Source organism: Luteibacter sp. NPDC104163, from assembly GCF_055584245.1.
In genome coordinates, this window is sequence record NZ_JBVJMK010000010.1 from 95,899 (window position 1) to 120,829 (window position 24,931).

Genomic DNA, 24,931 nt, shown 5'->3' on the forward strand with positions numbered 1-24,931 from the left:
ATTTTTTCTTCCAATTCCCCCCCGGGGCGCGGGGGTGTGGGGGGGGGGGGGGGGGGGGGGTGGGGGGGGGGGGGGCCCCCCCCGCCGCCCCCCCCCGCTCCCACAACGGCCTGGCCAGCCGGGACGGCAACCCGCCCCCACGGAACGCCGGGGTCGAAATGCGCGAGGATGGGGGCCTGGCGGGTTGGGAGGCAGGCATGGCGGAACGGCACATCGTGTTCGCGACCGTGGGATCGCAGGGGGACCTGTTCCCGCTGCTGGCCGTGGGCCGTGAGCTGGCCGCCCGGGGGCACCGGGTGACGGTGGGCGCCCATGCGATCCACCGGGAGGCCGTGCTCGATGCCGGACTCGAATTCGTCATGGCCAGCGGGATCGCCGAGCCAGAGGACAAGGCGGCCTTCGCGGCCCGGGCCTTCCACCCGTGGCGCGGACCGCGCTTCGTCGTGCGCGACCTGTCGGCGGCCGACGTGGCCGCGAGCTACCACACCCTGAAAACCTTCTGCACCGAAGCCGATGCCCTGGTGACAACGACGCTTGCGTTCGCCGGGCAGATCCTCGGCGAGACGCTGCCGCTTGCCTGGTTCTCGGCGGTACTGTCGCCGTCGGTCTTTCTTTCGCCGTTCGATCCGCCGGCAACCGGCCTTGGCAGGCTGGATCGGTGGCTGGGCCGGAAACCGTCGCGCGCACGCTGGCTCGTGCGTCTTGTCGAAGCCGTAACACGGCCATGGACCTCGAACGTCCGCACGTTCCGGCGATCGCTCGGCCTGGCGCCTACCGGACCAAACGGCGACCCGTTCCATCGGGGGCAGCACGGTCGCGATGGCGTGCTGGCGATGTATTCCCCGTTATTGGGAGCCCTCCCGGAGGACGCGCCGCCTGGCACGTTGCTGACCGGCCAGTGCCGCTACCTGCCTGCGGCTGATGTGCTCGACCCGGCGTTGTCGCATTGGTTGGCCGCCGGTGAGCCGCCGCTCGTGTTCACACTCGGCTCGGCCGCCGTGCACGCGGGCGAGGGCTTCCTGCGTGAAAGCATCGCGGCGGCACGCATGCTCGGTCGCCGCGCGGTGCTGCTCACCGGCTCGCCGGAGCTGCGCGAACGGCTCGGCGACCTCTCGGATGACATGCTCGCGATTGACTACGCATCGCACGGTGCCCTGTTTGCACGGGCCTGCGCCGTGATCCACCACGGCGGCATCGGCACCACGCAGGAAGCCTTGCGCGCGGGTCGCCCCGCGCTGGTCGTGCCGCATGGTTTCGACCAGCCGGACAATGCGGCGCGGGTAAAGCGTCTCGGCACGGGCGACGTGCTACCCGCCGGACGCTATAACGCACACCGCGCGGCGGCGAAGCTCAAGACCCTGTTGAATGACCCGGCCGTTTGCGCTCGCGCCGAAGCGATCGGCTGTGCGCTGCGGGAAGAACACGGCGCCAGGATCGCCGCCGACGCCATCGAAAGCCGCCTGCTGCCGTAGCTTCCCAGGGCGTCCATTTGTGGGAGTGAGCTTGCGAACGATGGCCTCGCGAAAGAGCATCGTTCGCAAGCTCACTCCCACAGGATGTCGGCGTTATTCGAATCCGGCGATGGCGCGCGGTGTGTACGCTTCTTCCAGCGCCTTCATCTCGTCGGCGGTCAGGTTGAGTTCGAGTGCCGCCACCGCATCGGTCAGGTGATGCGGCTTCGAAGCGCCGACAATCGGTGCCGTGATGCCCGGCCGCTGCGCGACCCAGGCCAGCGCAACCTGCGCACGCGGCACGCCGCGCGTCTCGGCGATCTTCTTCACCGCCGCCACTATGGCGCGGTCGGCATCTTCCGTCGCGTTATACAGCGTGCCGCCGAAAACATCCTTCTCCTGGCGCGCGCTGCTCTCTTCCCAGTCACGGGTCAGGCGGCCGCGTGCCAGCGGGCTCCACGGAATCACCGCGATGCCCTGGTCCTGGCAGAACGGGATCATCTCGCGTTCTTCCTCACGCTGGATCAGGTTGTAATGGTCCTGCATGCTCACGAACTCGGTCCAGCCGTGCAGGCGCGAAGTGTAGACCATCTTCGCGAACTGCCACGCATGCATGGATGACGCGCCGATGTAGCGTGCCTTGCCTGCCTTCACGACGTCATGCAGCGCTTCGAGCGTTTCCTCGATCGGCGTGGTGGCATCGAAGCGGTGGATCTGCAGCAGGTCGATGTAGTCCGTGCCGAGCCGAGCCAGCGAGTCATCCACCGAATGGAAGATGGCCTTGCGCGAGAGGCCGCCGCCGTTCGGGCCCTTGTGCCAGCGGAAGAACGTCTTGGTGGCGATAACCACTTCGTCGCGCCTCGCAAAATCTTTCAGGGCGCGGCCGACGATCTCCTCCGAGGTGCCATCGGAATAGGCGTTCGCCGTGTCGAACGTGTTGATGCCCAGGTCCAGCGCCTTGCGCAGGAAGGGACGGCTCTGCGTTTCATCGAGCGTCCACGCATGGTTGCCGCGGTCTGGATCGCCGTAGGTCATGCAACCAAGGATCACCGGGGAGATCTCGAGGCCGGTCTTGCCGAGTTTCACGTACTGCATGGGGACACTCCGCATGGGGTTTGCTGTGGAGGCCGCGCACGATGTACACGGCACATATACCTGCGATGTCTATCTTTTAAGGATAGCGCGACCGGGCCGACGCATTCGAGCCGCGCGTCATCTCGGAGAAACCCCCATGTCATCCACGTATTCGTCACGCAGGCCCCCGCGCATCAGCGGCGTGGTCTTCGCGTTGCTTGGTCTTTTCCTCGCCGCCGGTGGTCTTTGGCTCACGGTCCTCGGCGGGTCGTTGTATTACCTGGTCGCGGGCCTCGCGATCCTCGTCACGGGCGTGTTGCTCGTGCGCGGGTCGCCCGCGGCGTTGTGGCTGTACGCGGTGGTCCTGCTCGGCACCACCGGCTGGGCTCTGTACGAAGTCGGGCTGAAGGGCTGGTGGCTGGAGCCGCGGTTGCTCGTGCCCGTGGTCGGGGCGCTGTGGTTGCTCATGCCTTGGGTACGCCGCGGCATCTATCCGGCACGCGCCGGCAGCGTCGCGGTCGCCTTCGCCCTGGTGGTCGCTTTGGTTGTGGGTATCGCCGGCTTCATGCAGCCGGTCGGCACGCGCGGCCATGCCGAGGCGCGGAACATCGCCGATGGTGCCGACGCCTCGGTACCTGACGGTGACTGGCAGTTCTACGGGCGCACGCCGAAGGGTGACCGCTTCTCGCCGCTGGACCAGATCAATGCCGGCAACGTAAAGAACCTCAAGGTCGCCTGGACCGCGCAGACCGGCGACACCATGCGCCCCGGTGAAGACCAGGGTGGCACCGACGCGGGCCATGAGTTCAATTTCGAGAACACGCCGATCAAGGTCAACGACACGCTGTACGTGTGCACGGGCCATAGCTGGGTCGTCGCGTTCGATGCCGCGACCGGCCAGAAGAAATGGTCGTACGACCCGAAGGCAAACACCGACGCCGACGTCTACCTCGCATGCCGTGGCGTGGCTTACTACGAAGCGCCGGCGGGTACGCAGACGGATTGCCCCCGCCGCATCATTGCGCCCGTGCTCGATGCACGCGTGATGGCCCTCAACGCCGATACCGGCAAGCCGTGCGAAGATTTCGGCGAGCACGGTTTCATCTCGCTCACGCAGTATCTCGGTCACGTGCCAGCGGGATTCCACTTCGTGACGTCGCCGCCCATGGTGTTGAAGGACCGCGTCATCCTTGGCGGCTGGGTCTACGACAACCAGGCCGAAGGCGAACCGTCGGGCGCCGTGCGCGCGTTCGATCCGATGTCGGGCAAGCTCGTGTGGGCGTGGGACATCGGGCACGATCCGCAGAACTGGACGCCGGGACCGGATGACCAGCTCACCCGCGGGACGCCCAATGCGTGGGGCGTGTACACGGCGGATCCCGACCTCGGCATGGTCTACCTGCCGATGGGTAACGCCACGCCGGATTACTTCGGTGGCCACCGCCGTCCGTTTGACGAGAAGTACTCAAGCTCGACCGTCGCGCTCGACATCACGACGGGCGAACCGAAGTGGGTCTACCAGAACACCCACCACGACGTGTGGGACATGGATGTGCCCGTGGGGCCTTCGCTGGTCGATCTTCCTGGTACCGATGGCGGCCCGACCATTCCCGCGCTGGTGCAGACGACCAAGCGTGGCGAGTTCTTCGTGCTCAACCGCGAGACGGGCAAGCCGGTGACTGAAGTGACCGAAAAGCCGGTATCGCAGGACGGTGTACCCGGCGACCATCTCTCGGCGACGCAGCCGTATTCCACCGGCATGCCGTCGCTGACGCCGAAGGACCTCACGGAAGAGCAGATGTGGGGCGCCACGCCGTTCGACCAGCTGATGTGCCGCATCGAATTCCGCAAGGCGGTCTACAAGGGCCAGTTCACGCCGCCGCAGCTGAAGGACACCATCGTGTACCCGGCATTCGATGGCGTGATCGACTGGCACGGCGCCTCCATCGATCCGTACAACAAGCTCATCATCGCCAACGCGAACTACATCCCCTTCATCATCAGCCTCGCGCCGCGCGAGCCGGCGGAGAAGAAGGGCCTGGTGAAGCCGTGGGATGGTTCCGGCAATGAGCCGAAAGTGGGCGGCGGGCTCGCGCCGCAGTACGGCACGCCGTACGTTGGCAAGGTGCATCCGTGGCTGAACCCGCTCGGCGTGCCGTGCAACCCGCCGCCGTGGGGCACCATCGCGGCCATCGATCTCGTCACGCACAAGCTCGTGTGGGAACACCCGCTCGGTACCACGCGCGACACCGGTCCGTTCGGTACGCACTTCAATGCGCCGCTCCCCACCGGCATCTTCAACATCGGTGGCAACATGACCACGCGCGGCGGCCTGGTCTTCATCGGTGCCACCGCGGACAACTACCTGCGCGCCATCGATGAAGGCACCGGCGACGTGCTGTGGAAGGCGCGCCTCCCCGCCGGAGGCCAGGCCAACCCCATGTCGTATTCCGTGAATGGCAAGCAATACGTCGTCATCGCCGCCGGCGGGCACAGCGGCCTGGGTACGAAGTCCGGCGATTACGTGGTGGCCTATACGTTGCCCTAGCCCTCGCCCTGGGCCTGTGGGAGTGAGCTTGCGAGCGATAGGCCGCGGAAGAGCCTCGTTCGCAAGCTCACTCCCACACGATGTCCCCCGACGGGGCTGACCCTTGAAAGGCCGCACGGCGCCCCTACCTTAGGGTCCAGCCGCTTGCAGCCCGCTGGGCCCAGGCGTACGATCCGCCCCCAATTCACCGAGAGCCGCCATGTTTGCCTGCAAGCACGCATTGATCCACCTGCCAACGATGCCCCCACGGGCGCGTCGCGGGTGCGCGCGCCTTGTGGCAGGCCTTACGCCGTAACGGCGCCGGCCTCGAACCGCTTCACGAAAAGCACCCGGAAGGGTGCTTTTTTTTGGCCCCGATTTCCCCAAACCCGAATTTCCAAGCCCTTGCCGGAGCACCGTGCCATGAAGAACTGCCGCGATCCCCGATCCTGATCCGTCCCACCCACGCCAGGGGCGACGGTTAAGCCTCGGGGAATGCCTCGCTCGAAGGACATCTTGTCGAGCCCCTGGCGCCCTGATTGGAACTGTTCAACCATGAGTACCCGCGATACCACCATCCCCGTCGGCCGTTGGCGCAACCTCGGCATCATCGCCCATGTCGACGCTGGTAAAACCACGCTCACCGAGCGCCTCCTCTACAAGACCGGCACGATCCATCGCACCGGTGAGGTGCACGATGGCGCGACCACCACCGACCACATGGAACTCGAGCGCGAACGTGGCATCACGATCGGCGCCGCGGCCGTGCGCGCCAACTGGACGCCGGAAGGTGGCCTGCCGCATCGGCTGACCCTGATCGACACCCCGGGGCACATCGATTTCGCGATCGAGGTGGAACGTTCGCTGCGCGTGCTCGATGGCGCCGTGGTGGTCTTCTCCGGCGTCGCCGGCGTGCAGCCGCAATCCGAAACCGTGTGGCACCAGGCGCGCCGGCATGGCGTGCCGCTGATGGCGTTCGTCAACAAGATGGACCGCCCTGGCGCGGACTTCGACGCGACGCTGGTGCAGATGCGCGAGAAGCTCGGTGCGAACCCATGGGTCGTGGCGCAACCGGTGATCGAAGGCGAACACATCGTGGGCCTCTACGACCTGGTCGGCGAGCGCACGTGGCTGTTCGATGAGAAGGGTACGCCCAGCATCACGCCGTGGACCGACGCCGAGCGCGCCATGCATGCGAACGCACGCGCGGAGCTGGTGGCTGCGGTGGCTGACAAGGACGAGGCGCTGGCCGAGCTCTGGCTCGCCGAGCAGCCGATCGATGCGGTTACGCTGACGGCGGCACTGCGCCGCGGCACGCTCGCGGGCATCGGCCAGCCGGTGCTGCCGGGTTCGGCGTTCCGTAACGTGGGCATCGAGCCGCTGCTTGATGCGTTCGTGGCTTATCTGCCGTCGCCGGTGGATCGTCCGTCCGTGGTCGCGCATACCGACAAGGGCGATGTGCAGGTGGCGCCGGATGCGAACGCGCCGCTCGCCGCGCTGGTCTTCAAGGTGGTCAACCAGTCGCATGGGCCGCTCGCTTTCATCCGCCTGTACGCAGGCCGGTTGAACGTGGGTGACGCGGTATGGCGCAGTGGTACCGATCGCACGCAGCGCATCGGGCGCCTCGCCGTGGTCCGCGCTGACGATACCGAGGCCGTGGATACCGCGGAGGCGGGTGACATCGTGGCGATCATGGGCTGGAAGGACGTGGCGACCGGCGAAACGCTGGCCGACCCGCATCACGAACTGCGCCTCGAGACCATCCAGGCGCAGCCTGCGGTGCTGTCGTGGCGGCTGTCGCCGGAACGCTCGGCGGACCTGCTCAAGCTCGGCAATGGCCTGGCGCGCCTGGCGCAGGAGGATCCGTCCTTCCGCGTCAGTACCGACCCGGAGACGGGCGAGACCCTCGTCTGGGGCATGGGCGAACTCCACCTGGAAGTGATGGTGGAACGCCTGCGCCGCGAATGGGGCGTGCAGGTGCGCACGGGTTCGCCGCGCGTGGCTTACCAGGAAACGCCGGCAAGGCCGTCGGGCCCGATCGAAGGCAAGCTCGCCAAGCAGACCGGTGGCAGCGGCCAGTACGCGCGCGTCGTGCTCTCGGTATCGCCGGTGGAAGGCGATGCGAACTGCTACGAGGATCGCACCACGGGTGGCGTGATCCCGAAGCAGTTCCAGCCGGCGGTGCAGAAGGGCGCGGAGCAGGCGTTGCTGGAAGGCCCGCGTGGCTTCCCGGTGGTCGGTGCGGAAGTGCTCGTGCTCGATGGCCAGGCGCACGCCGTGGACTCGAACGAAGGCGCGTTCCATCGTGCCGCGCAGATCGCGGTGAAGGCTGCCCTGGAGGCGACCGGCACCGTGCTGCTCGAGCCGGTGATGCGCGTCTCCGTGACCGCGCCGGGCGTGGCGGTGGGCGATGTGCTGGGCGACCTGCAGCGCCGCGGCGGCCAGATCGTGAACCTGACCGACAAACAGGAACGCACGGAGATCGAAGCCGACGTGCCGCTGGCCCAGCTCGACGGGTACAGCACCGCCCTGCGCAGCCTGAGCCAGGGCCGCGCCGCAGCCACGGTGGCGTTCCACGCCTACCGCCCGGCGGCGGTGCAGGAGGCCCGTAAGCAGGCCTGACCGGGTGTGGCAGTGCCCTTGTGGGAGCGCGCTTGCGCGCGATTGCGCGCAAGCGCGCTCCCACGGGTTAGGCTTGGTGAATGCTTACCTATGCCGAAGCCCTTGCTGTTCTGATGAAGGAGGCCCGCCCGCTCGGCAACGAGCGGGTGGGCCTTTCGTTGTCCATGGGGCGGATCCTCGCCGGGCCGGTGACGAGCCCGCTGGCGCTTCCGTCATTCGATAACGCCGCGATGGACGGCTTCGCTATCCGCCAGGGTGGAGGCCCGATTCCGGCGGACACGGCATTCACGGTCGCCGGCATGCAGGCGGCGGGCGATGGCACCACGGCTTTCCCCGGCGGCGAAGCTTGCGAGATCGCCACCGGCGCACGCGTGCCGGATGGGTTCGACACGGTGGTCCCCGTCGAACGTTGCGAGCGCGAAGGCGATCGCGTCCGCCTGCTCCAGGAAGAGAAGCGCGGCCAGAACATCCGGCTCGCGGGTGGCGACATCATGCGCGGCAGTGCGGCGCTGGCCGCGGGCCGGCGCATCGATGCCGCGGCGATCATGCTGCTCGCCGCGCTCGGCGTCGATGCGGTGGAGGTGGCTCGCCTTCCACGCGTCGCGATTATCAACACCGGCAGCGAACTGCACGCCAGCGGCCCATTGCCCGAGGGTGGCATCCACGATTCGAACGGCCCCTTCCTCGAAGCGATGCTGGGTTCGTGGGGTGTCGTGCTCCTCATGCGCCGCCGCGTCCCGGATACCGGCGATGCCTTCCGCCTTGCGGTGGAAGAGGCACGCGTGGCGGGCGCCGACCTCATCGTGACCACGGGAGCCGTCTCGGCGGGACGTTTCGACTTCGTGCCCACGGCCCTGGCGGCGATGGGCGCGCGCGAGCTGTTCCACAAGGTCGCGATCCGTCCCGGCAAGCCGATCCTCGCCGCGCGCTTCGATGGCGGCCCGCTGGTGCTCGGCCTGCCGGGCAACCCCATTGCCGTCGCCGTCGGCCATCGTTTCTTCGTCGCGCCGGCACTGCGCGGCATGGCAGGGCTGCGCGCTGAAACCCCCACGCGTGTTCGTCTTGTCGAAGGCCACGAGACACGCCCCGGCCTGCATCACTTCGCCCTCGGCCGCCTCGAAGCCGACGAGGAAGGCCGCCAAGTGGCGCGTGTGCAGCGCAACCAGGCGGCTTACCGCATCGTGCCCTTCACCGAAGCCAATGCATGGCTGACGGCGGATAGCGCCTTCGGTGAAGTCGTGGATGCGTGGCCGCTCGATCCGGTGCTCGCGCCGTGATCGGCGTGATCCTCGCCGGCGGCCGCTCATCGCGCATGGGCGAAGACAAGGCCATGCTGCGCATCGGCGGCCGCACGCTGCTCGAACGCACCCGCGAGGTCCTCGTCGACGCTGGTGCCGGCGAGGTCGTCGTGAGCGGCGCGGCGCACGGTGGCATCGCCGATCGCTGGATCGAGAAAGGCCCGATCGGCGGTATCGCCAGCGTCGCAGCGGCCGTCGAGGACGGCGAGCTGCTGATCGTACCGGTGGATATGCCACACGTGGACGCGCCAACCCTCATGCGCCTGCGCGACGAACGTCGCATGCGCGCCACCCGCTGGGCAGGGCATCCGTTGCCGATGCGCCTCATGCTGGATGCTATGACGCGCGCAACACTGGCCGAGCTGGTCGAACTCGATGGCCGCGCCTGCTCGGTCTCCGCATTGCAGGCGCGCATCGGCGTCGCCACACTGTCGCTCGGCGGCACCACGCCCCTGGCGCTGTCCAACTGCAACACCCCCGACGAATGGCGCGAGGCGAACCCATGAGAGTGCAACTGGAAAACGACACCATCCGCGTGCGCATCGATGAGGACGAACTCGCCGAATTGCTGGGCGATGTCGCGCTGCTCGGGTCCACGGCGTTCGGCCGCGCCTTCACCATGCGCTATGCCATCGACGCGACGAACGCCGTGCATTGCTCACTCGATGGCAATGCGCACGAATGGCGCCTGGAGGTTCCGCGAGCGCAGCTGCTCGAACTGCAGGCGCGCCTGCCGAGCAAGGACGGCCTGGTCTTCGACATCCCCGGCCACGATACGGTGGCCACGACGGTGTTGTTCGATGTCGACGTGAAGGACAGCCTCAAGCGCCGTCGCAACGCCTGACCGCCACGCTCCCGTTGTTGTGGGAGCGTGCTTGCACGCGATGGGTGTTGCCGCGAACCCGCATCGCGCGCAAGCGCGCTCCCACAAGAGCGGGGCCGACAAAAGCGGGTCAGATGCGCGGGTTCTGAATGCGCTCCGGCCGGCTATAAACGTTGAAGCGGCCAGGTCGCGCAAACCCGACCAGCGTGAGCCCGCAATCGGCCGCGAGCGTCACCGCGAGGGCGGTGGGCGCGGAAATCGCGACCAGGACGGTGATCTCGCCGATCGCAGCCTTCGTCACCATCTCATAGCTCGCGCGGCTGGTGATGACGGCGAAGCCTTCCCGTGGGTCGATACCGCGGCGGGTCATCGCCCCGATCAGCTTATCCAGCGCGTTATGCCGGCCCACGTCTTCGCGCACCACCATCAGCGAACCATCGGCGCGCGCCCAGGCGGCTGCATGGACCGACCCGGTGAACGCGTTGATAGGCTGCTCCGCGCGCAATGCTTCCAGCGCGCGTTCGATCGCATCGGGAGCGACGTTGCTACCAGCCGCCACCGGTCGCGGGCGGCGGATCACGTCCTCCAGCTCCCGCGTGCCGCAGATGCCGCAGCCGCTGCGTCCGGGCATCTCACGCGTGCCCAGCGCCGGGCCGGCTTCGATCGTGTCGCCAGTCGTCACCTGCGCCCCGGCCAGCGCTACGTCGGCGCCCACCGTCGCCGCCTCCATGACCGCCGTGGGAACGGCGAGACGCGTGCGCACATCGATCGTGATGCCTTCCAGCACCTCGTGCACTTCGATCGACTCGATATCCCGTACGTCCTCCACCCGGTTCTCGGTCAACGCGAACCCGCGGGCGAAATCCTCCAGGTCGACCGGCGAAGCCATCATCACCGCGAAGGGCTTCCCGTCGAAATGCAGCGCCACCGGCACCTCTTCCGCGAGCCGGTCCTGGTCCTCGGTGGCACGGCCGCGCTCGTAGCGCGTGACGGTGCGGCGCGCGCTGCCGGCGGGCGGGGTCAGGTCATGCCGCATGGGTAGCCTTCTTTCGGCGCGGTGCGGCCGGTTCGGTGGAAGGGACGATGCGTACCGGCACCGATTTGTACGTCGGCGTGCCCGAGTGGCTGTCGTGATTCTCGAGCGAGATAAGCGCGTTGCCTTCCGGGTAATACATGGCCACCGAACCCTCGGCGATGTCGTAAGCGATGGCGGTAAAGCCGCGCACGGCGCGCTGGCGGCCATCGGCGATGTTGCGACCCGTGGCAAAGATATCGATGCGATCGCCATGCTTCAGGCCGCGTGCCGCGAGATCGGCCGCATGCATGAACACGACATCGCGGCGGCCGGTGACGCCACGGTAGCGATCGTTCAGGCCGTAGATGGTGGTGTTGTACTGGTCATGCGAGCGGATCGTGGTGAGCATCAGCCCGCCTTGCTCGACACGGTCATCCTCGTCGAGCCCGCGCGCCAGGAGGAACTGCGCCTTCCTGCTCGGCGTCGCCCAGTCGCGCTCACTCGCCGCGACGCGCAGGCGGAAGCCACCCGGCACGTTCACCCGCTTGTTGAAGTCGTAAAAGATCGGGAAGACCTTTTCGATGTCGTCGCGGATCAGGTTGTAATCGCCGACCAGCGCATCCCAGTCGACGCGCGTGGCGGGCAGGGCGGCTTTCGCGATGCCGGCCACGATCCACGGTTCGGAGCGCAGGTGTTCCGAAGCGGGCGTAAGCGTGCCAGCGGAGGCATGCACCATCGACATGGAATCCTCGACGGTGACGGCCTGCGGTCCCGTCGCCTGCACATCGAGTTCGGTGCGGCCCAGGCAGGGCAGGATGAACGATTCCTTCGCCAGCAGCAGGTGCGAACGGTTGAGCTTGGTCGCCACGTGCACGGCCAGGTCGAGCTTGCGCATGGCTGCGAAGGTCTCTTCGGTATCCGGCATGGCGACGGCCAGGTTGCCGCCCAGCGCGATCATCGCCTTCGAGCGGCCATCGCGGATCGCCAGCAGCGAGGCCACCGCATCGTGGCCGTGCTCCGCGGGTGGCTCGAAGCCGTAGGCACGGCGGATGCCTTCATTGAGTTCCGCGTTCGGCTTCTCGGTGATGCCGACCGTGCGGTCGCCCTGCACGTTGCTGTGCCCGCGCAAGGGGCAGATGCCCGCACCCTTGCGGCCGATGTTGCCGCGCATGAGCAGCAGGTTCGCGATCTGCTGGACGTTCTCGGTGCCATGCTGGTGCTGGGTGATGCCCATGCCATAGCAAACGATGACGGCTTTCGCTTTCGCGTAGATCGACGCGGCGTACTCGATCTCGCCGCGGCTGAGCCCGCTAACCCGCTCGATGTCGCCCCACTGCGTGGCGGTGACATCCGCCACCAGCGCCTCGAATCCTTCGGTGTTCTCCGCGATGAACGCATGGTCGATCACGGGCGGGAGGCCTGCACCGCGTGCGGTCGCGTCCTCTTCCACCAGGTACTTCATCATGCCCTTCAGCACGGCGACGTCGCCGCCGATCTTCACCTTGTAATAGGTGGAGGCAATGCGCACCGATTTACCCGTGAGCATTTCAGCGGGGTGCTGCGGCGAGGTGAAGCGCTCCAGCCCCCGCTCGGGCATCGGGTTCAGGACCACGATCGGCACGCCGCGCAGCGAGGCTTCGCGCAGCGTGGAGAGCATGCGCGGGTGGTTCGTGCCCGGGTTGTGGCCGATGCAGAAGATGGCGTCGCAGTGGTCGAAATCCTCGAGCAGCACCGTGCCCTTGCCCGAGCCGACCGACTTCGGCAGGCCGACGCTGGTGGCCTCGTGGCACATGTTGGAGCAGTCGGGGAAGTTGTTGGTGCCGTACTCACGCACGAACAGCTGGTAAAGGAATGCCGCTTCGTTCGATGCACGACCTGAGGTGTAGAACTCGGCCATGTTCGGGTCGGGCAGCGCGCGTAACGCGGCACCGATACGACGGAAGGCCTCCTCCCACGCCACCGGCTGGAAGGTATCCGTGGCGGCGTCGTAGGCCATGGGGTGGGTCAGGCGGCCCAGGCCCTCGAGCGTGTAATCGCTGAGGTTCCAGAGTTCGGCCACCGTGTTCTTCGCGAAGAACTCGGGCCGCACGCGCTTGGCGGTGGCCTCCCACGAGACGGCCTTGGCGCCGTTCTCGCAGAACTCGAACGACGAGGTTTCCTTCGGGTCGGGCCACGCGCAGCCCGGGCAGTCGAAGCCGTGGGGCTGGTTCACCTTGTGCAGCGCGATGGACTCGCGCGCGATCGCCATCTGGCCGCTCAGCGCACGGGCCACCGCCCCCAGCGCTCCCCAGCCACCGGCAGGGCCGTCGTAGTCATCGATGCCGGGGACGCGGGTGTCGCTCATGGGTCTGATTCGCAAGAAGTTCTGGCCTGGCGCCATTCTACGCCGCAGGGCAGGGTCGAATTAAACAAACGCGTAAGCATCGAACGAAAGATTCACGCCGATTTTGCGCCCCAACCCCCAACCTCCGCGCCGCTCGGCGTCCCTCCCCAGGCGCCACGGAAGCTTTGTATGTCCATGCCACAGTCCCGGCTTGCGGCCGTGCCCGCATACGCCCCGGCCCCGCGCGGCCTCGCCATTGGCGACATGCGCGGCCACGGGCGGGTCACCGAAGATGCGGCGCTGGCCTGGCTGGCGCTGGATCGGCGCGCCGGCCTGTTGCGCTCCTCGCATCCGGAGCGGGCATTGCTGAGCGTGCAGATGGACGGCGCGGTGGACTGGGTAAGTGCGTATGTCCCGGGTACCAACGTCCTCGAGACCGTGGGCCACGCTGATGGCGCCGAGCTGCGCGTCGTCGATTTCATGGCCGTGGCGGAGGGCCGCGCGGACCAGGCGGAAGCCGTGGCCGCGGGGCGCTTTGTCCGCATCATCGCCTGCACGGAAGGCGAAGCCTCGTTCCGCCTTGTGTGCGCCGCGCCACTCGCTAGCGCGGGGAAGTGCGAGGCGCAGGCAGCGGATGGCTGGCACCTGGCCTGCTCGCGCCCACTGGGTGCGGGTGCCGAAGTCGTCGCCGCCCATGTCCGCCTCGCCGCGGGCGAAAGCGTCGCCTTCGTCATCAGTGAGGCCCCGGTCCAGGGTGGGCCGGCATTGGCTGCCGAGGCGCTGCACGCGCTCGGCGAGACCATCCACTACTGGACGTGGTGGAGCGACCGCTGCCGCTACAAGGGTGAGGATTTCGACCAGCGCCTTCGCGAAGCCCTGGCGCTCAAGCTGTCGTTCTGCGAGGACGCCTACCTGGCCGAAGTGCCGGGCATGGCCGGCTTCACACCCGCGCCGTCGGGCGACGTGAGCCGCGCCGCGGCGAGCTTCCTTGCGCTCGGTTACCGCGGTGAATGTGCCGCGTTGCTGTCCCGGTTGCATGGCGAACAGGCGCCGGAAGCGCCCCGTCCGGAGCGTTGGTCGGCCGAAGAGGGCTTCCGTGCGACCCTCGATGCGTATGTGTTGCGCTACGGCACGCTGGGTCTCCCTGAGGACGTGAGCGCCGCCATCGCGGCTCAGCAAGCCATTGTGCAATGCACAAAATGCATGGCGTAAGCGCAAACATGCAGAACATGCATACCTGATAGGTTGCGCATCGCGTTGTTCCCGCAGGTTCCCGCGGGCCAGCATCGCCCCCGCTTTCGCCGATTCACCGGCACCGGGGACCCATGCACATGACGCTTCGCCGTTTCACGTTCGCCTTCATTGCCGCACTGGCCGCTGGCCACGCCGCGGCCCAGACCACGCCCGACGCGGAACAACCGAGCCAGACCACGCCGGCGAAGCCGAAGGACGCGGGCGGCCCGGTCGACAAGCTCCGTGACGAGGGCATTTCACTCCGCTTCGTCTGGGCAAATGACTGGGCAGCCAGCGTGCGCGGCGGAGAACGCCTCGGCGCCACGAACGGCGGCGGCGCGGTTGGCGGCGCCGATCTCGACATGGGCAAGCTCGCCGGGATCGAGGGCGGCAAGATGCACATCACGTTCGCGCGCTATTACGGCCACAGCGTCGCCGCCGACGATATCGGCGTGCTCCAGAAGATCCAGGGCTACTGGTACCCGAAACGCCAGTGGGAACTGGCCCAGCTGACCTGGGAACAGCAGTTCAAGGACAGCCACATCAACGTCCTGGCCGGCCGCATGAACGCCACGTGGCAGTTCGCGCGTTCCACGTACGGCTGCCGCTTCGTCAGCGCGCCGGACTGCCCGTACCAGCTTACGAACACCTCGGGCGGCTTCAGTGGCTTTCCGTACGTGAACTGGGGCGCGCGGGTGAAATACCAGCCCGACGCGCGTTACGTGTCGATCGGCGCCTTTGAGATCAACCCGGAACGCCGCAACAACAACGGCCTCAACTGGGGCCTGAACAACGCGACCGGCGTGATGATCCCGGTGGAGATTGGTTATGAAACCAGCTTCGCCACGGATCCGTATCCGAAGCACCTGAAGATCGGCGGCTGGTACAACTCCGCGCCGTTCACCGATCCCGAGCTCAACAGCAAGGGCCAGCATCGCGGCCTCGTCGGCGGCACCGCGCGCAATTACGACGGCGGCCGCTACGGTCTCTACGTGCTCGCCGACAAGGTCGTGTGGAAACCCGACCCGAACAGCAACACGCGCAACCTTGCGGTTTTCGCTTCGGCCACCGGCCCGCTCGACAACGCGGAGAACTACACGCTGCAATCCACCGCCGGCCTGCTGTGGACCGGCCTCAGCCGTGCACGTCCCACGGATTCGCTGGGTTTCCAGGCCACCTGGTTCCGCTTCAGCCGCAAGGCCGTGGGCTTCGAGGACGACCTGGTCGCGAAGAACAAGGGCGAAGGCCACTTCAAGCGCGACGAGCTGATGACCGAGCTCAACTACAGCTACAAGCTCTTCCCGGTGGTGAGCCTGGTGCCGAACCTGCAGTACATCGTCCATCCGGATGTCCTCGGCAACACCGTCGGCGTGCGCAAGGTGCCGGCCAACGCCATCGTCGTCGGCCTGCGCGTCATGGTGAACATGGGTGGGCCCGGGAGCCAGTAAGCTAGGCCCACCAAAGGCTACCCGTCCCGTGACCTTGGACCTGAAACACCTGCAGAGTTTCATCCGCATCGTCGAGTTCGGCAGCCTCACGCGCGCCGCGGCGACGCTCGACGTCTCGCAATCGCTGCTCAGCCGGCAGGTGCGCCAGCTGGAGATCGAGCTGGGCACCCACCTGCTCGAACGCAACGGGCGTGGCGTGGTGCCTACCGATGCCGGCCGCGAGCTCGTGGAGCACGGCCGCGGCATCCTCCGCCAGGTGGAAGTGGCACGGCTTTCGCTGGGCCAGAGCCGCGGCGTGTACGCAGGCAAGCTGGCGATCGGGCTGCCGCCAAGCGTGGGCTCGGCGCTGACGGTCGAACTCGTCATGCGTTTTCGCGAACGCTACCCGCAGGCGCAGATCAGCGTGGTCGAAGCGCTGAGCGCCAGCCTGCTCGAATGGCTACAGCTGGGCCGCCTGGATTGCGCGCTGCTGTACAACCCGGCGGTGAATGCGAACATGCGTTTCCGCCATGTGCATTCCGAAGAGCTCAACCTCATCGCTACGACACGCGATGGCCGCACGCTGCCGGAAACGGTACCGCTGGCCACGTTGGGCCAGTATCCGCTGATCATCCCGTCGCCCCTGCATTCCGTGCGCCAGCTGATCGAGGCGGATGCGGCGCGCTACGGTGTCGCGCTGGATATCCGCCTGGAAATCGATTCCGTGCGTTCGCTGCTCGACCTGGTCGAACGCGGCGTCGGCTACGGCGTGCTCTCGCGCAATGCCTTGCTGAGCCGGCGCGGGGAGCACCACCTGCACGCGGTACCCATCGTCATGCCGCAGATCACCACGCGCCTGGTGGTGGCCACCCCGACCCAGCGGCCTACCAGCGCCATCACGGAGAAGGCGCTCGAGATCGTCGACGAACTGATCGCGGAAGGCCGGCTCGACGCCAGGCTGTAGCTTGTGCAATGCAACATTTGCATGTGGTAAGCAAAGACATGCAATTCGTGCATATCAGAAAGGCGGTGTTTCGCGTTGTTCGGGGTGGCCGGGGTGAGGACCATCGAGGCTGTTCCCGGCCCGACGTGACGCAAACCCGATGTCGCACGAAATCCCCTGCTGGTACATGCGCGGAGGCACCTCGAAGGGGCCATTCTTCCGTGCCGCCGATCTCCCCGCTGACACGGCTACGCGCGACGCCGTCATCCTCGCCGCGATGGGCTCGCCGGACGAGCGCCAGATCGATGGCCTGGGTGGCGCGAAATCGCTGACCAGCAAGACCGGGATCCTCTCGGTGCCCATCGACGGCACGGCCGATCTCGATTTCCTGTTCGGCCAGGTAGGCATCGGCGAGGCGAAGGTCGACACCACGCCCAACTGCGGCAACATGCTGGCCGCCGCGCTGCCCGCCGCGATCGAAGCCGGGCTGATCGTCGCAGATGACGGGACGACGACCCGCCGCGTGCGCACCGTCAACACGGGTGTCATCGCCGAGATCACCATCCAGACACCCGGCGGCTGCCCGTTGTACGACGGTGACGCCCACATCGATGGCGTACCGCGTCCCGCTGCGCCGGTCACCTGTGGCTTCCTCGATACCGAAGGTTCGCTCGCGGGTTCGTTGCTGCCGACAGGCAACCTGCGCGACACGATCGATGGCGTGGAGGTCACGCTGATCGATAACGGCATGCCGGTGATGCTGGTCGCCGCGTCCGATCTCGGCATCAACGGCGACGAAAGTCCCGTGGACCTCGATGCGAACACCGCGCTGAAGGCGCGCATCGAAGCGCTGCGCCTGAAGGCCGGCCCGCTGATGAACCTCGGCGATGTCGCCGGCAAGCCGGTGCCAAAGATCACCCTGCTATCGAAGCCGCGGCATGGCGGCGCGCTGGGCACGCGCACCTTCATCCCGCACGACTGCCACACCTCGATCGGCGTCCTTGGCGCGGTGACCGTCGCCACCGCCGCGGTCATGCCGGGCACCGTCGCTGCGGCTTTCGCCGAGGCCGGGCAGGGCGATGCGCGCACGCTGTCGATCGAACACCCCACGGGCGAATTCAGCGTGGAGCTCGGCCTCGATAACGGCCGTGTCGTCCGCGCCGCCCTCCTGCGCACCGCGCGGCTGCTCATGCGCGGCACGGTGCCGGTTTCCCCTTCGATCTGGTCCGGCCCCGCCGGCTGAACATTCCCCACGGAGATCCCCATGTCCGAGAACAAGACCGCGCTGGTCGTCAGCGCCCATTCCGCCGACTTCGTCTGGCGCGCGGGCGGCGCGATCGCGCTGCACGCCGCGCAGGGCTGGAAGGTGCACATCGTCTGCCTGTCGTTCGGCGAGCGCGGTGAATCCGCGAAGCTCTGGCGCCAGCCGGGCATGACCATGGCGAAGGTGAAGACGGACCGGCGCGCCGAGGCCGAGGAAGCCGCCGGCATCCTCGGCGCCAGCGTCGAATTCCTGGATATCGGCGACTACCCGATGCGCGCCGACCTGGATGTTGTCTTCCATCTGGCGAAGATCTACCGCGAGCTGCGCCCGTCATTCGTGCTCAGCCATTCGCTGAAAGATCCGTACAACTTCGATCATCCGCTTGCCACGCACGTAGCGCAGGAAGCCCGCGTGGTTGCGCAGGCCCACGGACACGACCCGGAGGTGCCGGTGATCGGTGCCCCGCCGGTGTACCTGTTCGAACCGCACCAGCCGGAGCAGTGCGAGTGGAAGCCGGAGCTGTTCCTCGATATCTCGTCGGTGTGGGAGAAGAAGCAGGCCGCGTTCGAAACCATGCGCGCGCAGGAGCACCTGTGGGAGTACTACACCCGGGTTGGCCTGCAGCGTGGCGCGCAGGCGACGCGTAACTCCGATTTCAAGATCAAGTACGCCGAAGCCTTCCAGCGTGTGTTCCCGCATGTCACCCAGGGCACGCTGGCATGATGGGCGTCGTCGTCCGCAACCGGCCCTCGATCACGCCCGAGCAGGCGGAGACGCTGGCCTCCATGGGCGTCGCCACCGTGCACGAGGCGCAAGGTCGCACAGGCCTGTTCCTGCCGCCCATCCAGCCGATCCAGCAGGACCGCGCCATCGCGGGTTCCGCGGTCACGGTGCTGGCCCAGCCGGGCGATAACTGGATGCTGCACGTGGCCGTCGAGCAGTGCCGCCCCGGCGATGTGCTGGTCGTGGCCTGCACCACCGAGAACACCGACGGCATGTTCGGCGACCTGCTGGCCACCTCGCTCATGGCGCGCGGCGTCGCCGGCCTGGTGATCGATGCCGGCGTGCGTGACAGCGCGGAGCTGCGCCGCATGGGTTTCCCCGTGTGGGCGCGGGCGGTGCATGCACGCGGCACGGTCAAAGCCACGCTCGGCTCGGTGAACGTGCCGGTGGTGATCGGCGGGCAACTGGTGAAGGCCGGTGATGCGATCGTCGCCGACGATGACGGCGTCGTGGTGGTGCCGCATGCCTCGGTGGAGGCCGCCATCGCCGCTTCACGCAAGCGCGTGCTCAACGAAGAAGCCAAGCGCGAACGCCTTGCGGCGGGCGAGCTTGGCCTGGATATTTACGATATGCGCCCGCGCCTGGCGGAAGCCGGCCTGCGCTATGTGGACGACCTGCCGAATGAATAACCCGCTCAAGAGCTGCCTGCCGCCGGACCCGAACCCGACGAAACCGGTGCAGGCGATGCCCCCGCTATCGTGCGACGCACACTGCCACGTCTTCGGCCCGGCGGATCGCTTCCCCTATGCACCCGACCGCAGCTACACGCCGCCGGATGCACCGTACGAGCACCTCGTGGCCCTGCATGATTTCCTCGGCTTCGACCGTGGCGTGATCGTGCAGGCGAGCTGCCACGGCACCGACAACACGGCGATGCTCGACGCGATCGCCCGCAGTAACGGTCGCTACAAAGGCGTCGCCATCGTCGACGACGGCATCGACGAGAAGGGCCTGGTTGCCCTGAACGATGGCGGCGTGCGTGCCGTGCGCTTCAACTTCGTGCAGCACCTCGGCGGCCGCCCGGACATGCAGGTGTTCTGGCGCGTGCTGGATCGCGTGGCCGAGATGGGCTGGCACGTCGTGCTGCACCTGGATGCCCAGGACATCGTGGAACTCCAGGACGTCCTGGCGAAGATCCGCGTGCCCTTCATCATCGATCACATGGGCCGCGTGCAGGCCGCGAAGGGGGTTGAACAGGAACCGTTCCGCCTGCTGCTGGCGCTGATGCGCGACAATCCGCTCGCGTGGGTGAAGGTCTGCGGTGCCGAGCGTGTCTCGGTGGGCAAGCGTCCGTTCGATGATGCGATCCCGTTCGCCCAGGCCCTGATCGAGGCCGCGCCGGATCGCGTGCTCTGGGGTACGGACTTCCCCCATCCCAATATCTCCAAAGACATGCCGAACGACGGCGGCCTCGTCGACCTGATGTTCCGTTTCTGCCCCGATGAGGCGCTGCGCCACCGCCTGCTCGTGGATAACCCCGCCCGCCTCTACGACTTCACCTGACGAGCGTGACCATGCCCGATACCACCGCCCTCCCGCCAGCGCGCCCGCGCAAGCCGTTCTATCGCCAGCTCTATGTGCAGGTGCTGGTGGCGGTGGTCCTCGGCGTCATCCTCGGTTACCTCTCGCCACGCTATGCCGTGGCGATGAAGCCGTTCGGCGACGCGTTCATCGCACTGATCCGGATGGTGATCGGGCCGATCATCTTCTGTACGGTCGTCACCGGCATCGCCGGCATGCGCGACATGCGCAAGGTCGGCCGCGTCGGTGGAAAGGCACTGCTGTACTTCGAGATCATCTCGACCATCGCGCTGTTCTTCGGCCTCGTCGCCGGGCACATCTTCCACCCGGGCACGGGCTTCAACGTCGACCCGTCGACGCTGAAGTCGAACGAGGTCGCATCGTTCGTGGCGCAGGGCCACAACATCGAGTCGATCGACTTCCTGCTCAGCATCATTCCCACGACCTTCGTCAATGCGTTCGCCAAGGGCGACGTGCTGTCGATCCTGCTGATCTCCGTTCTTTTCGGCTGCGCCCTTGCATCGGTCGGCGAGCGCGGCAAGCCGGTCTACGACGTGATCGAAGCCGGTGCACAGGTGTTCTTCAAGATCGTCCACTACATCACCGCGGTGTCGTCGATCGGCGCGTTCGGCGCGATCGCCTTCACGATCGGCAAGTACGGCGTGGTGGCGCTCGTGCCGCTGATGGAGCTGATCGGCAGCTTCTACCTCGTCTGCATCATCTTCGTCGTGCTGATCCTGGGCATCGTCGGCCGGCTGTGCGGTTTCAGCATCATTCGCTTCTGCGGGTACATCAAGGATGAACTCCTGATCGTCCTTGGCACCTCCTCGTCCGAGGTCGTGCTGGCGCCGCTGATGCGCAAGATGGAGGAGGCTGGCTGCCCGAAGGAGACCGTCGGTCTCGTCGTGCCGACGGGCTACTCGTTCAACCTCGATGGCACCAACATCTACCTGACCATGGCGATCCTCTTCATCGCCCAGGCTCTCAACGTCGACCTGACCCTGGAACAGCAGATCACCGTCGCCATCGTCGGCATGCTGACCTCGAAGGGTGCCTCCGGCGTCGCCGGCGCCGCGCTCGTGATGCTCGCCTCAACCCTCAGCGTCGTACCCGTGGTGCCGGTGGCCGGCATGGTGCTTATCCTCGGCATCCACCGCTTCCTCGGTACGGGCCTCGCCATGACCAACCTCGTTGGCAATGGCGTGGCGGCGATCGTGGTCTGCGCGTGGGAGAAGGAACTGGACCGAACGAAGCTGGCGGCCGCCCTGAAAAAAGCGTAGCCCCTTGTGCCCTTGTGGGAGCGCGCTTGCGCGCGATGGATCTGGCCGCAAGGCCCATCGCGCGCAAGCGCGCTCCCACAGGGAAGGCAATGGCCGCACCCGGCGCTGTTGTGGCGGCCGCACCAATGAGAAGCGGTTTCTACAAGCCACCGTCGCAGGTCGCGGCGCGACCCGTTGCGGCGCAACGCCTGCATCCGACGCCTCTCCTGGGCAACAGTTGAGCGTCCCGCAAATTGTCGCTTCGCGTGCAACGCGATGTGTACCCGGCAGGGCCTAGCCCGGGTGCGTGCGGCGGCCTACGCTTTCAGCCTGGACCTGGTATCCGGCGGAGGTGGCCCATGAAGATCGTTGTCATCGGTGGGACCGGCCTGGTGGGTCGGCAAATCGTGGACGTGCTTCGGGCGGACGGCCACGAAGCCGTCGCGGCATCGCGCGCGACCGGGGTGAACGTCGTCACGGGAGTCGGCCTGGACGAGGTGCTCGCCGGCGCTGACGTGGTCGTGGATGCCAGCAACTCGGAAGCGCCCTACGGCGAGCCCTCGTATGAGTTCTTCGCGCTGGCGGCGCGCAACCTGCTGGATGCCGAGGCTCGGGCGGGCGTCGGGCACCATGTATCGATCTCGGTCGTCGGCACCGACCGGCTGCGCCACAGCCCGTATTTCCGCGGCAAGGCTGCTGCCGAGGACCTGATTCGGGCCTCGGGCATACCCTATACCATCCTGCACGCGACGCAGTTCTACGAATTCCTGCTTGCGATCGTGGAAGCGGGTGGTGTTTCCGACCAAGCCCTGCGGCTCTCCCCGGCGTACATTCAGCCGGTTGCTTCCACCGACGTGGCGGAGGCGCTGGCGCGGATCGCCGTGAATCCGCCGCGCAACGCGACGCTGGAGATGGCGGGTCCCGAACTCGAGCGCATGTCGGACATCGTGCAGCGGTTCCTCAGCGGGCTCGAGTCACCGGTCGAGGTGGTCATCGACGAACGCGCGCCATACTTTGGCGCGGTGCTCGAGGAGCGCTCGCTGGTACCGTGCGAGGCGGCGCACCGTTGTCCGGTGGGCTTCGAAGCATGGCTGCGTGATTCCGAATATGCGAAAGCGAACTGGTAAGGAGAGCAGGTGATGAAACGTATCCTCATGCAGACCACGATTCCGTTCGATGCGGATGACTGGCACATCGGGCGTTTCAGCCTGCTGCGCGACACACTGGAAGGCATGCGCGGCGATAACGGTGAGCGCCTCTACGAGGTGACGGCCCGCGATCGCGACCCCATCGGCGCTCCGGACAGCGTGATGTCCACGCTGGACGCCTCCGATTACGATCAGCTCTGGCTGTTCGCCGTCGATGTCGGTAACGGCCTGGCCCCTGAGGACTGCGAGGCCATCGGCCGTTTTCGCCAGCAGGGCAAGGGCGTGCTGGTCGCCCGCGACCACATGGATCTCGGCAGCTCCGTGTGTACGCTCGGCGGGATCGGTGCCGCGCATTTCTTCCATACGAAGCACCCGGATCCCGACCCGTCGCGCTGCCAGTGCGATGACACCATCACCACGAGCATCAGTTGGCCGAACTACCACTCGGGTGCGAACGGCGATTTCCAGGAGATCACGGTATCGGGCTCGCCACACCCTGTACTGCGTGACCCTTCGGCGCCGGGTGGCGTGCTTCGCTATCTCCCTTCGCATCCGCACGAGGGCGCCGTAGGCCAGCCCGAGGGCGATAGCAGCGCACGCATCATCGCCACCGGTCGCAGCAAGGCCAGCGGCCGCGACTTCAACATCGCGGTCGCGTTCGAGCCCCGGGACGGTAACGGCCCCGCCGTGGCCGAATCCACCTTCCACCACTTCGCCGACTACAACTGGGACCCGGCGCTGGGCGCACCCAGCTTCGTCAGCGAGCCCCCAGGCAACGCGCTGGAAGGATCGCCCGAGGCCCAGCGCTCCATCCGCCTGTACGCGGAAAACATCGCCCGCTGGTTCTCCGGCTACCCCACCGGCGTGCTGTAGGCCCACCTAAGCGCGCTTCCCCGGACATTGTGGGAGCGCGCTTGCGCGCGATTGGACCCCATCGACCCGAAAGCTGCCCAAGGGCGGCACGACCCCCTGTTGCCCCTTTCCATACCCCTGACCAGAAGACCCCCCATGACCCAATCCTTCGAAAAAGACATAGCCCCCCTGTTTACCGACGGCGATGCCCGCTGCATGGGTGGGATGGGCGTGATGCTGCGCGAGTTCGATTACATGGCGAACCCGGCGGGTGATGCCGTTTATGCGGACCACGCCAACGCCCGGCACGTGCTGGCTCGCCTGAAGGGCACCGAGACACCGCGCATGCCACCCGGCGGCAACCCGTGGGGCGATGACAAGCTCGCCCTGTTTGAAGCCTGGATGACCGGCTGGCAGCCCTGATGAATGCGGTGATGAGTCAGCCGGTTACCGCGCGGCTTACCCAGGCGGCGTTGTTCCTGGTCGTGGTGATGAACACGGATGACGAGGCCGTTCAGGCCGTCCGCTCGTTGTGTGGCGACATGGCCGGGCTCGCCCGGGCCATCGGCTTCCGCCACCCGGAGCGGCGCCTCTCGTGCGTCGTGGGCGTCGGCTCCGCGGCATGGGACCGCTTATTCGGCACACCGAAACCCGCGGGACTCCATCCGTTTCGCGAGCTTCGCGGGGCGCACCACGCACCGTCGACGCCGGGTGACCTGCTGTTCCACGTGCGCGCCACGCACATGGACCTCTGCTTCGAACTCGCAGCGCAGGTGATGGAGCGGATCGGCCGGCACGTGACCACCGCGGACGAAGTGCATGGATTCAAATACTTTGACGAGCGTGACCTGCTCGGTTTCGTCGATGGCACGGAGAACCCCGTCGGATCCGAGGCGGAAGGCGCAACGACGATCGGCGACGAGGACGCGGCCTTCACCGGTGGCAGCTATGTGATCGTGCAGAAGTACCTCCACGACATGGCCGCCTGGAACGCGTTGCCGGTCGAACGGCAGGAGATCATCATCGGCCGGCGCAAGCTCTCCGACGTGGAGCTGGAGGACGGTGCGAAGGCGTCATACGCGCACAACGTGCTCACGACCATTGAAGAGGATGGCAGGGAGCTGAAGATCGTTCGCGACAACATGCCCTTCGGCGAAGTCGGCAAAGGTGAATTCGGCACGTACTTCATCGGCTACGCCCGCCACCCGTCGCGGATCGAACGCATGCTGGTGAACATGTTCATCGGCAGCCCACCGGGGAATTACGACCGCCTGCTCGATTTCAGCGCGGCGGTGACCGGTACGTTGTTCTTCGTCCCGTCGGCTACGTTCCTTGAGGCGCTTTAGGCGCCTGCCAGCGGCGCATCCG

Annotated in this window: 21 protein-coding genes; 18 read left to right on the forward strand and 3 right to left on the reverse strand. The window is 67.0% G+C overall.

The window, feature by feature from the left end:
• Window positions 1-197 precede the first annotated feature (197 nt).
• Entirely contained in the window at window positions 198-1,472 is a 1,275-nt protein-coding gene (locus ACZ6YI_RS13760; RefSeq protein ID WP_465779158.1) for a glycosyltransferase, read from the forward strand.
• Window positions 1,473-1,565: 93 nt separating this feature from the next.
• Here the strand turns inward: ACZ6YI_RS13760 and ACZ6YI_RS13765 are convergent, their stop codons facing one another.
• Window positions 1,566-2,546 carry an aldo/keto reductase gene (locus ACZ6YI_RS13765; protein ID WP_465779159.1) on the reverse strand — a complete coding sequence of 327 codons (981 nt, stop codon included), beginning with the start codon at window positions 2,544-2,546 and terminating at the stop codon, window positions 1,566-1,568.
• 136 nt (window positions 2,547-2,682) lie between these two features.
• Between ACZ6YI_RS13765 and ACZ6YI_RS13770 the strand changes: the two genes are divergently transcribed.
• The 5 genes from ACZ6YI_RS13770 (at window position 2,683) to ACZ6YI_RS13790 (ending at window position 9,816) form a co-directional block, all read left to right on the forward strand.
• Window positions 2,683-5,073, forward strand: coding sequence for a membrane-bound PQQ-dependent dehydrogenase, glucose/quinate/shikimate family (locus ACZ6YI_RS13770; protein ID WP_465779160.1), 2,391 nt, complete (start codon window positions 2,683-2,685; stop codon window positions 5,071-5,073).
• Between the two features lie 534 nt (window positions 5,074-5,607).
• Window positions 5,608-7,674: an elongation factor G gene (fusA, locus tag ACZ6YI_RS13775; protein ID WP_465779161.1), complete on the forward strand. Its 2,067-nt coding sequence runs from the start codon at window positions 5,608-5,610 to the stop codon at window positions 7,672-7,674.
• Between the two features lie 80 nt (window positions 7,675-7,754).
• Window positions 7,755-8,951 carry a molybdopterin molybdotransferase MoeA gene (locus ACZ6YI_RS13780; protein WP_465779162.1) on the forward strand — a complete coding sequence of 399 codons (1,197 nt, stop codon included), beginning with the start codon at window positions 7,755-7,757 and terminating at the stop codon, window positions 8,949-8,951.
• Complete coding sequence (gene mobA / locus ACZ6YI_RS13785; RefSeq protein ID WP_465779163.1) at window positions 8,948-9,478, forward strand: molybdenum cofactor guanylyltransferase; 531 nt, start codon at window positions 8,948-8,950, stop codon at window positions 9,476-9,478. Before ACZ6YI_RS13780 ends, mobA begins: the two co-directional genes overlap by 4 nt.
• Window positions 9,475-9,816, forward strand: coding sequence for a hypothetical protein (locus ACZ6YI_RS13790; RefSeq protein WP_465779164.1), 342 nt, complete (start codon window positions 9,475-9,477; stop codon window positions 9,814-9,816). Before mobA ends, ACZ6YI_RS13790 begins: the two co-directional genes overlap by 4 nt.
• A 109-nt stretch (window positions 9,817-9,925) precedes the next feature.
• On the opposite strand, the gene fdhD is transcribed toward ACZ6YI_RS13790, so the two are convergent.
• Together fdhD and ACZ6YI_RS13800 are read right to left on the reverse strand one after the other, a co-directional pair.
• Window positions 9,926-10,831 carry a formate dehydrogenase accessory sulfurtransferase FdhD gene (gene fdhD / locus ACZ6YI_RS13795; protein WP_465779165.1) on the reverse strand — a complete coding sequence of 302 codons (906 nt, stop codon included), beginning with the start codon at window positions 10,829-10,831 and terminating at the stop codon, window positions 9,926-9,928.
• Complete coding sequence (locus tag ACZ6YI_RS13800) at window positions 10,821-13,154, reverse strand: FdhF/YdeP family oxidoreductase (protein ID WP_465779166.1); 2,334 nt, start codon at window positions 13,152-13,154, stop codon at window positions 10,821-10,823. Before ACZ6YI_RS13800 ends, fdhD begins: the two co-directional genes overlap by 11 nt.
• Window positions 13,155-13,322: 168 nt before the next feature.
• On the opposite strand from ACZ6YI_RS13800, the gene ACZ6YI_RS13805 reads away from it, so the two are divergent.
• From ACZ6YI_RS13805 to ACZ6YI_RS13860, 12 genes are all read left to right on the forward strand, one after another.
• Complete coding sequence (locus ACZ6YI_RS13805; protein WP_465779167.1) at window positions 13,323-14,345, forward strand: hypothetical protein; 1,023 nt, start codon at window positions 13,323-13,325, stop codon at window positions 14,343-14,345.
• A gap of 119 nt (window positions 14,346-14,464) precedes the next feature.
• Complete coding sequence (locus ACZ6YI_RS13810; RefSeq protein ID WP_465779168.1) at window positions 14,465-15,814, forward strand: carbohydrate porin; 1,350 nt, start codon at window positions 14,465-14,467, stop codon at window positions 15,812-15,814.
• 28 nt (window positions 15,815-15,842) lie between these two features.
• Window positions 15,843-16,757 carry a LysR substrate-binding domain-containing protein gene (locus ACZ6YI_RS13815; protein ID WP_440330146.1) on the forward strand — a complete coding sequence of 305 codons (915 nt, stop codon included), beginning with the start codon at window positions 15,843-15,845 and terminating at the stop codon, window positions 16,755-16,757.
• 139 nt (window positions 16,758-16,896) lie between these two features.
• Window positions 16,897-17,979, forward strand: coding sequence for a 4-oxalomesaconate tautomerase (locus ACZ6YI_RS13820; RefSeq protein WP_465779169.1), 1,083 nt, complete (start codon window positions 16,897-16,899; stop codon window positions 17,977-17,979).
• Window positions 17,980-18,000: 21 nt separating this feature from the next.
• Entirely contained in the window at window positions 18,001-18,723 is a 723-nt protein-coding gene (locus ACZ6YI_RS13825) for a PIG-L deacetylase family protein (RefSeq protein WP_440328467.1), read from the forward strand.
• A complete protein-coding gene (locus ACZ6YI_RS13830) occupies window positions 18,723-19,412 on the forward strand; it encodes a 4-carboxy-4-hydroxy-2-oxoadipate aldolase/oxaloacetate decarboxylase (protein ID WP_465779225.1) in 690 nt (229 codons plus the stop codon). The genes ACZ6YI_RS13825 and ACZ6YI_RS13830 overlap by 1 nt, the downstream gene beginning before the upstream one ends.
• Window positions 19,405-20,286, forward strand: a complete 882-nt coding sequence (locus ACZ6YI_RS13835) for an amidohydrolase family protein (protein WP_465779170.1) — start codon at window positions 19,405-19,407, stop codon at window positions 20,284-20,286. Before ACZ6YI_RS13830 ends, ACZ6YI_RS13835 begins: the two co-directional genes overlap by 8 nt.
• 11 nt (window positions 20,287-20,297) lie before the next feature.
• The gene (locus ACZ6YI_RS13840) at window positions 20,298-21,584 is read left to right on the forward strand and encodes a dicarboxylate/amino acid:cation symporter (RefSeq protein ID WP_465779171.1); all 1,287 of its coding nucleotides are present in this window, start codon (window positions 20,298-20,300) and stop codon (window positions 21,582-21,584) included.
• 338 nt (window positions 21,585-21,922) lie between these two features.
• On the forward strand, window positions 21,923-22,690 hold the full coding sequence (locus tag ACZ6YI_RS13845) for an SDR family oxidoreductase (RefSeq protein WP_465779172.1): 768 nt from the start codon (window positions 21,923-21,925) through the stop codon (window positions 22,688-22,690).
• Between the two features lie 12 nt (window positions 22,691-22,702).
• Window positions 22,703-23,584, forward strand: a complete 882-nt coding sequence (locus tag ACZ6YI_RS13850) for a hypothetical protein (protein ID WP_465779173.1) — start codon at window positions 22,703-22,705, stop codon at window positions 23,582-23,584.
• Window positions 23,585-23,719: 135 nt separating this feature from the next.
• The gene (locus tag ACZ6YI_RS13855) at window positions 23,720-23,986 is read left to right on the forward strand and encodes a hypothetical protein (protein ID WP_465779174.1); all 267 of its coding nucleotides are present in this window, start codon (window positions 23,720-23,722) and stop codon (window positions 23,984-23,986) included.
• Between the two features lie 11 nt (window positions 23,987-23,997).
• Window positions 23,998-24,909, forward strand: a complete 912-nt coding sequence (locus ACZ6YI_RS13860) for a Dyp-type peroxidase (protein WP_465779175.1) — start codon at window positions 23,998-24,000, stop codon at window positions 24,907-24,909.
• Window positions 24,910-24,931 lie beyond the last annotated feature (22 nt).

Coding starts and splice junctions, on each gene's coding strand:
- ACZ6YI_RS13790 (WP_465779164.1), top strand. CDS start 9,475: ATGAGAGTGCAACTGGAAAACGACACCATCCGCGTGCGCATCGATGAG.
- ACZ6YI_RS13805 (WP_465779167.1), top strand. CDS start 13,323: ATGTCCATGCCACAGTCCCGGCTTGCGGCCGTGCCCGCATACGCCCCG.
- ACZ6YI_RS13760 (WP_465779158.1), top strand. CDS start 198: ATGGCGGAACGGCACATCGTGTTCGCGACCGTGGGATCGCAGGGGGAC.
- ACZ6YI_RS13765 (WP_465779159.1), bottom strand. CDS start 2,546: ATGCAGTACGTGAAACTCGGCAAGACCGGCCTCGAGATCTCCCCGGTG.
- fusA (WP_465779161.1), top strand. CDS start 5,608: ATGAGTACCCGCGATACCACCATCCCCGTCGGCCGTTGGCGCAACCTC.
- ACZ6YI_RS13840 (WP_465779171.1), top strand. CDS start 20,298: ATGCCCGATACCACCGCCCTCCCGCCAGCGCGCCCGCGCAAGCCGTTC.
- ACZ6YI_RS13860 (WP_465779175.1), top strand. CDS start 23,998: ATGAGTCAGCCGGTTACCGCGCGGCTTACCCAGGCGGCGTTGTTCCTG.
- ACZ6YI_RS13845 (WP_465779172.1), top strand. CDS start 21,923: ATGAAGATCGTTGTCATCGGTGGGACCGGCCTGGTGGGTCGGCAAATC.
- ACZ6YI_RS13835 (WP_465779170.1), top strand. CDS start 19,405: ATGAATAACCCGCTCAAGAGCTGCCTGCCGCCGGACCCGAACCCGACG.
- fdhD (WP_465779165.1), bottom strand. CDS start 10,831: ATGCGGCATGACCTGACCCCGCCCGCCGGCAGCGCGCGCCGCACCGTC.
- ACZ6YI_RS13855 (WP_465779174.1), top strand. CDS start 23,720: ATGACCCAATCCTTCGAAAAAGACATAGCCCCCCTGTTTACCGACGGC.
- ACZ6YI_RS13820 (WP_465779169.1), top strand. CDS start 16,897: ATGTCGCACGAAATCCCCTGCTGGTACATGCGCGGAGGCACCTCGAAG.
- ACZ6YI_RS13830 (WP_465779225.1), top strand. CDS start 18,723: ATGGGCGTCGTCGTCCGCAACCGGCCCTCGATCACGCCCGAGCAGGCG.
- ACZ6YI_RS13850 (WP_465779173.1), top strand. CDS start 22,703: ATGAAACGTATCCTCATGCAGACCACGATTCCGTTCGATGCGGATGAC.
- ACZ6YI_RS13770 (WP_465779160.1), top strand. CDS start 2,683: ATGTCATCCACGTATTCGTCACGCAGGCCCCCGCGCATCAGCGGCGTG.
- ACZ6YI_RS13780 (WP_465779162.1), top strand. CDS start 7,755: ATGCTTACCTATGCCGAAGCCCTTGCTGTTCTGATGAAGGAGGCCCGC.
- ACZ6YI_RS13800 (WP_465779166.1), bottom strand. CDS start 13,154: ATGAGCGACACCCGCGTCCCCGGCATCGATGACTACGACGGCCCTGCC.
- ACZ6YI_RS13810 (WP_465779168.1), top strand. CDS start 14,465: ATGACGCTTCGCCGTTTCACGTTCGCCTTCATTGCCGCACTGGCCGCT.
- ACZ6YI_RS13825 (WP_440328467.1), top strand. CDS start 18,001: ATGTCCGAGAACAAGACCGCGCTGGTCGTCAGCGCCCATTCCGCCGAC.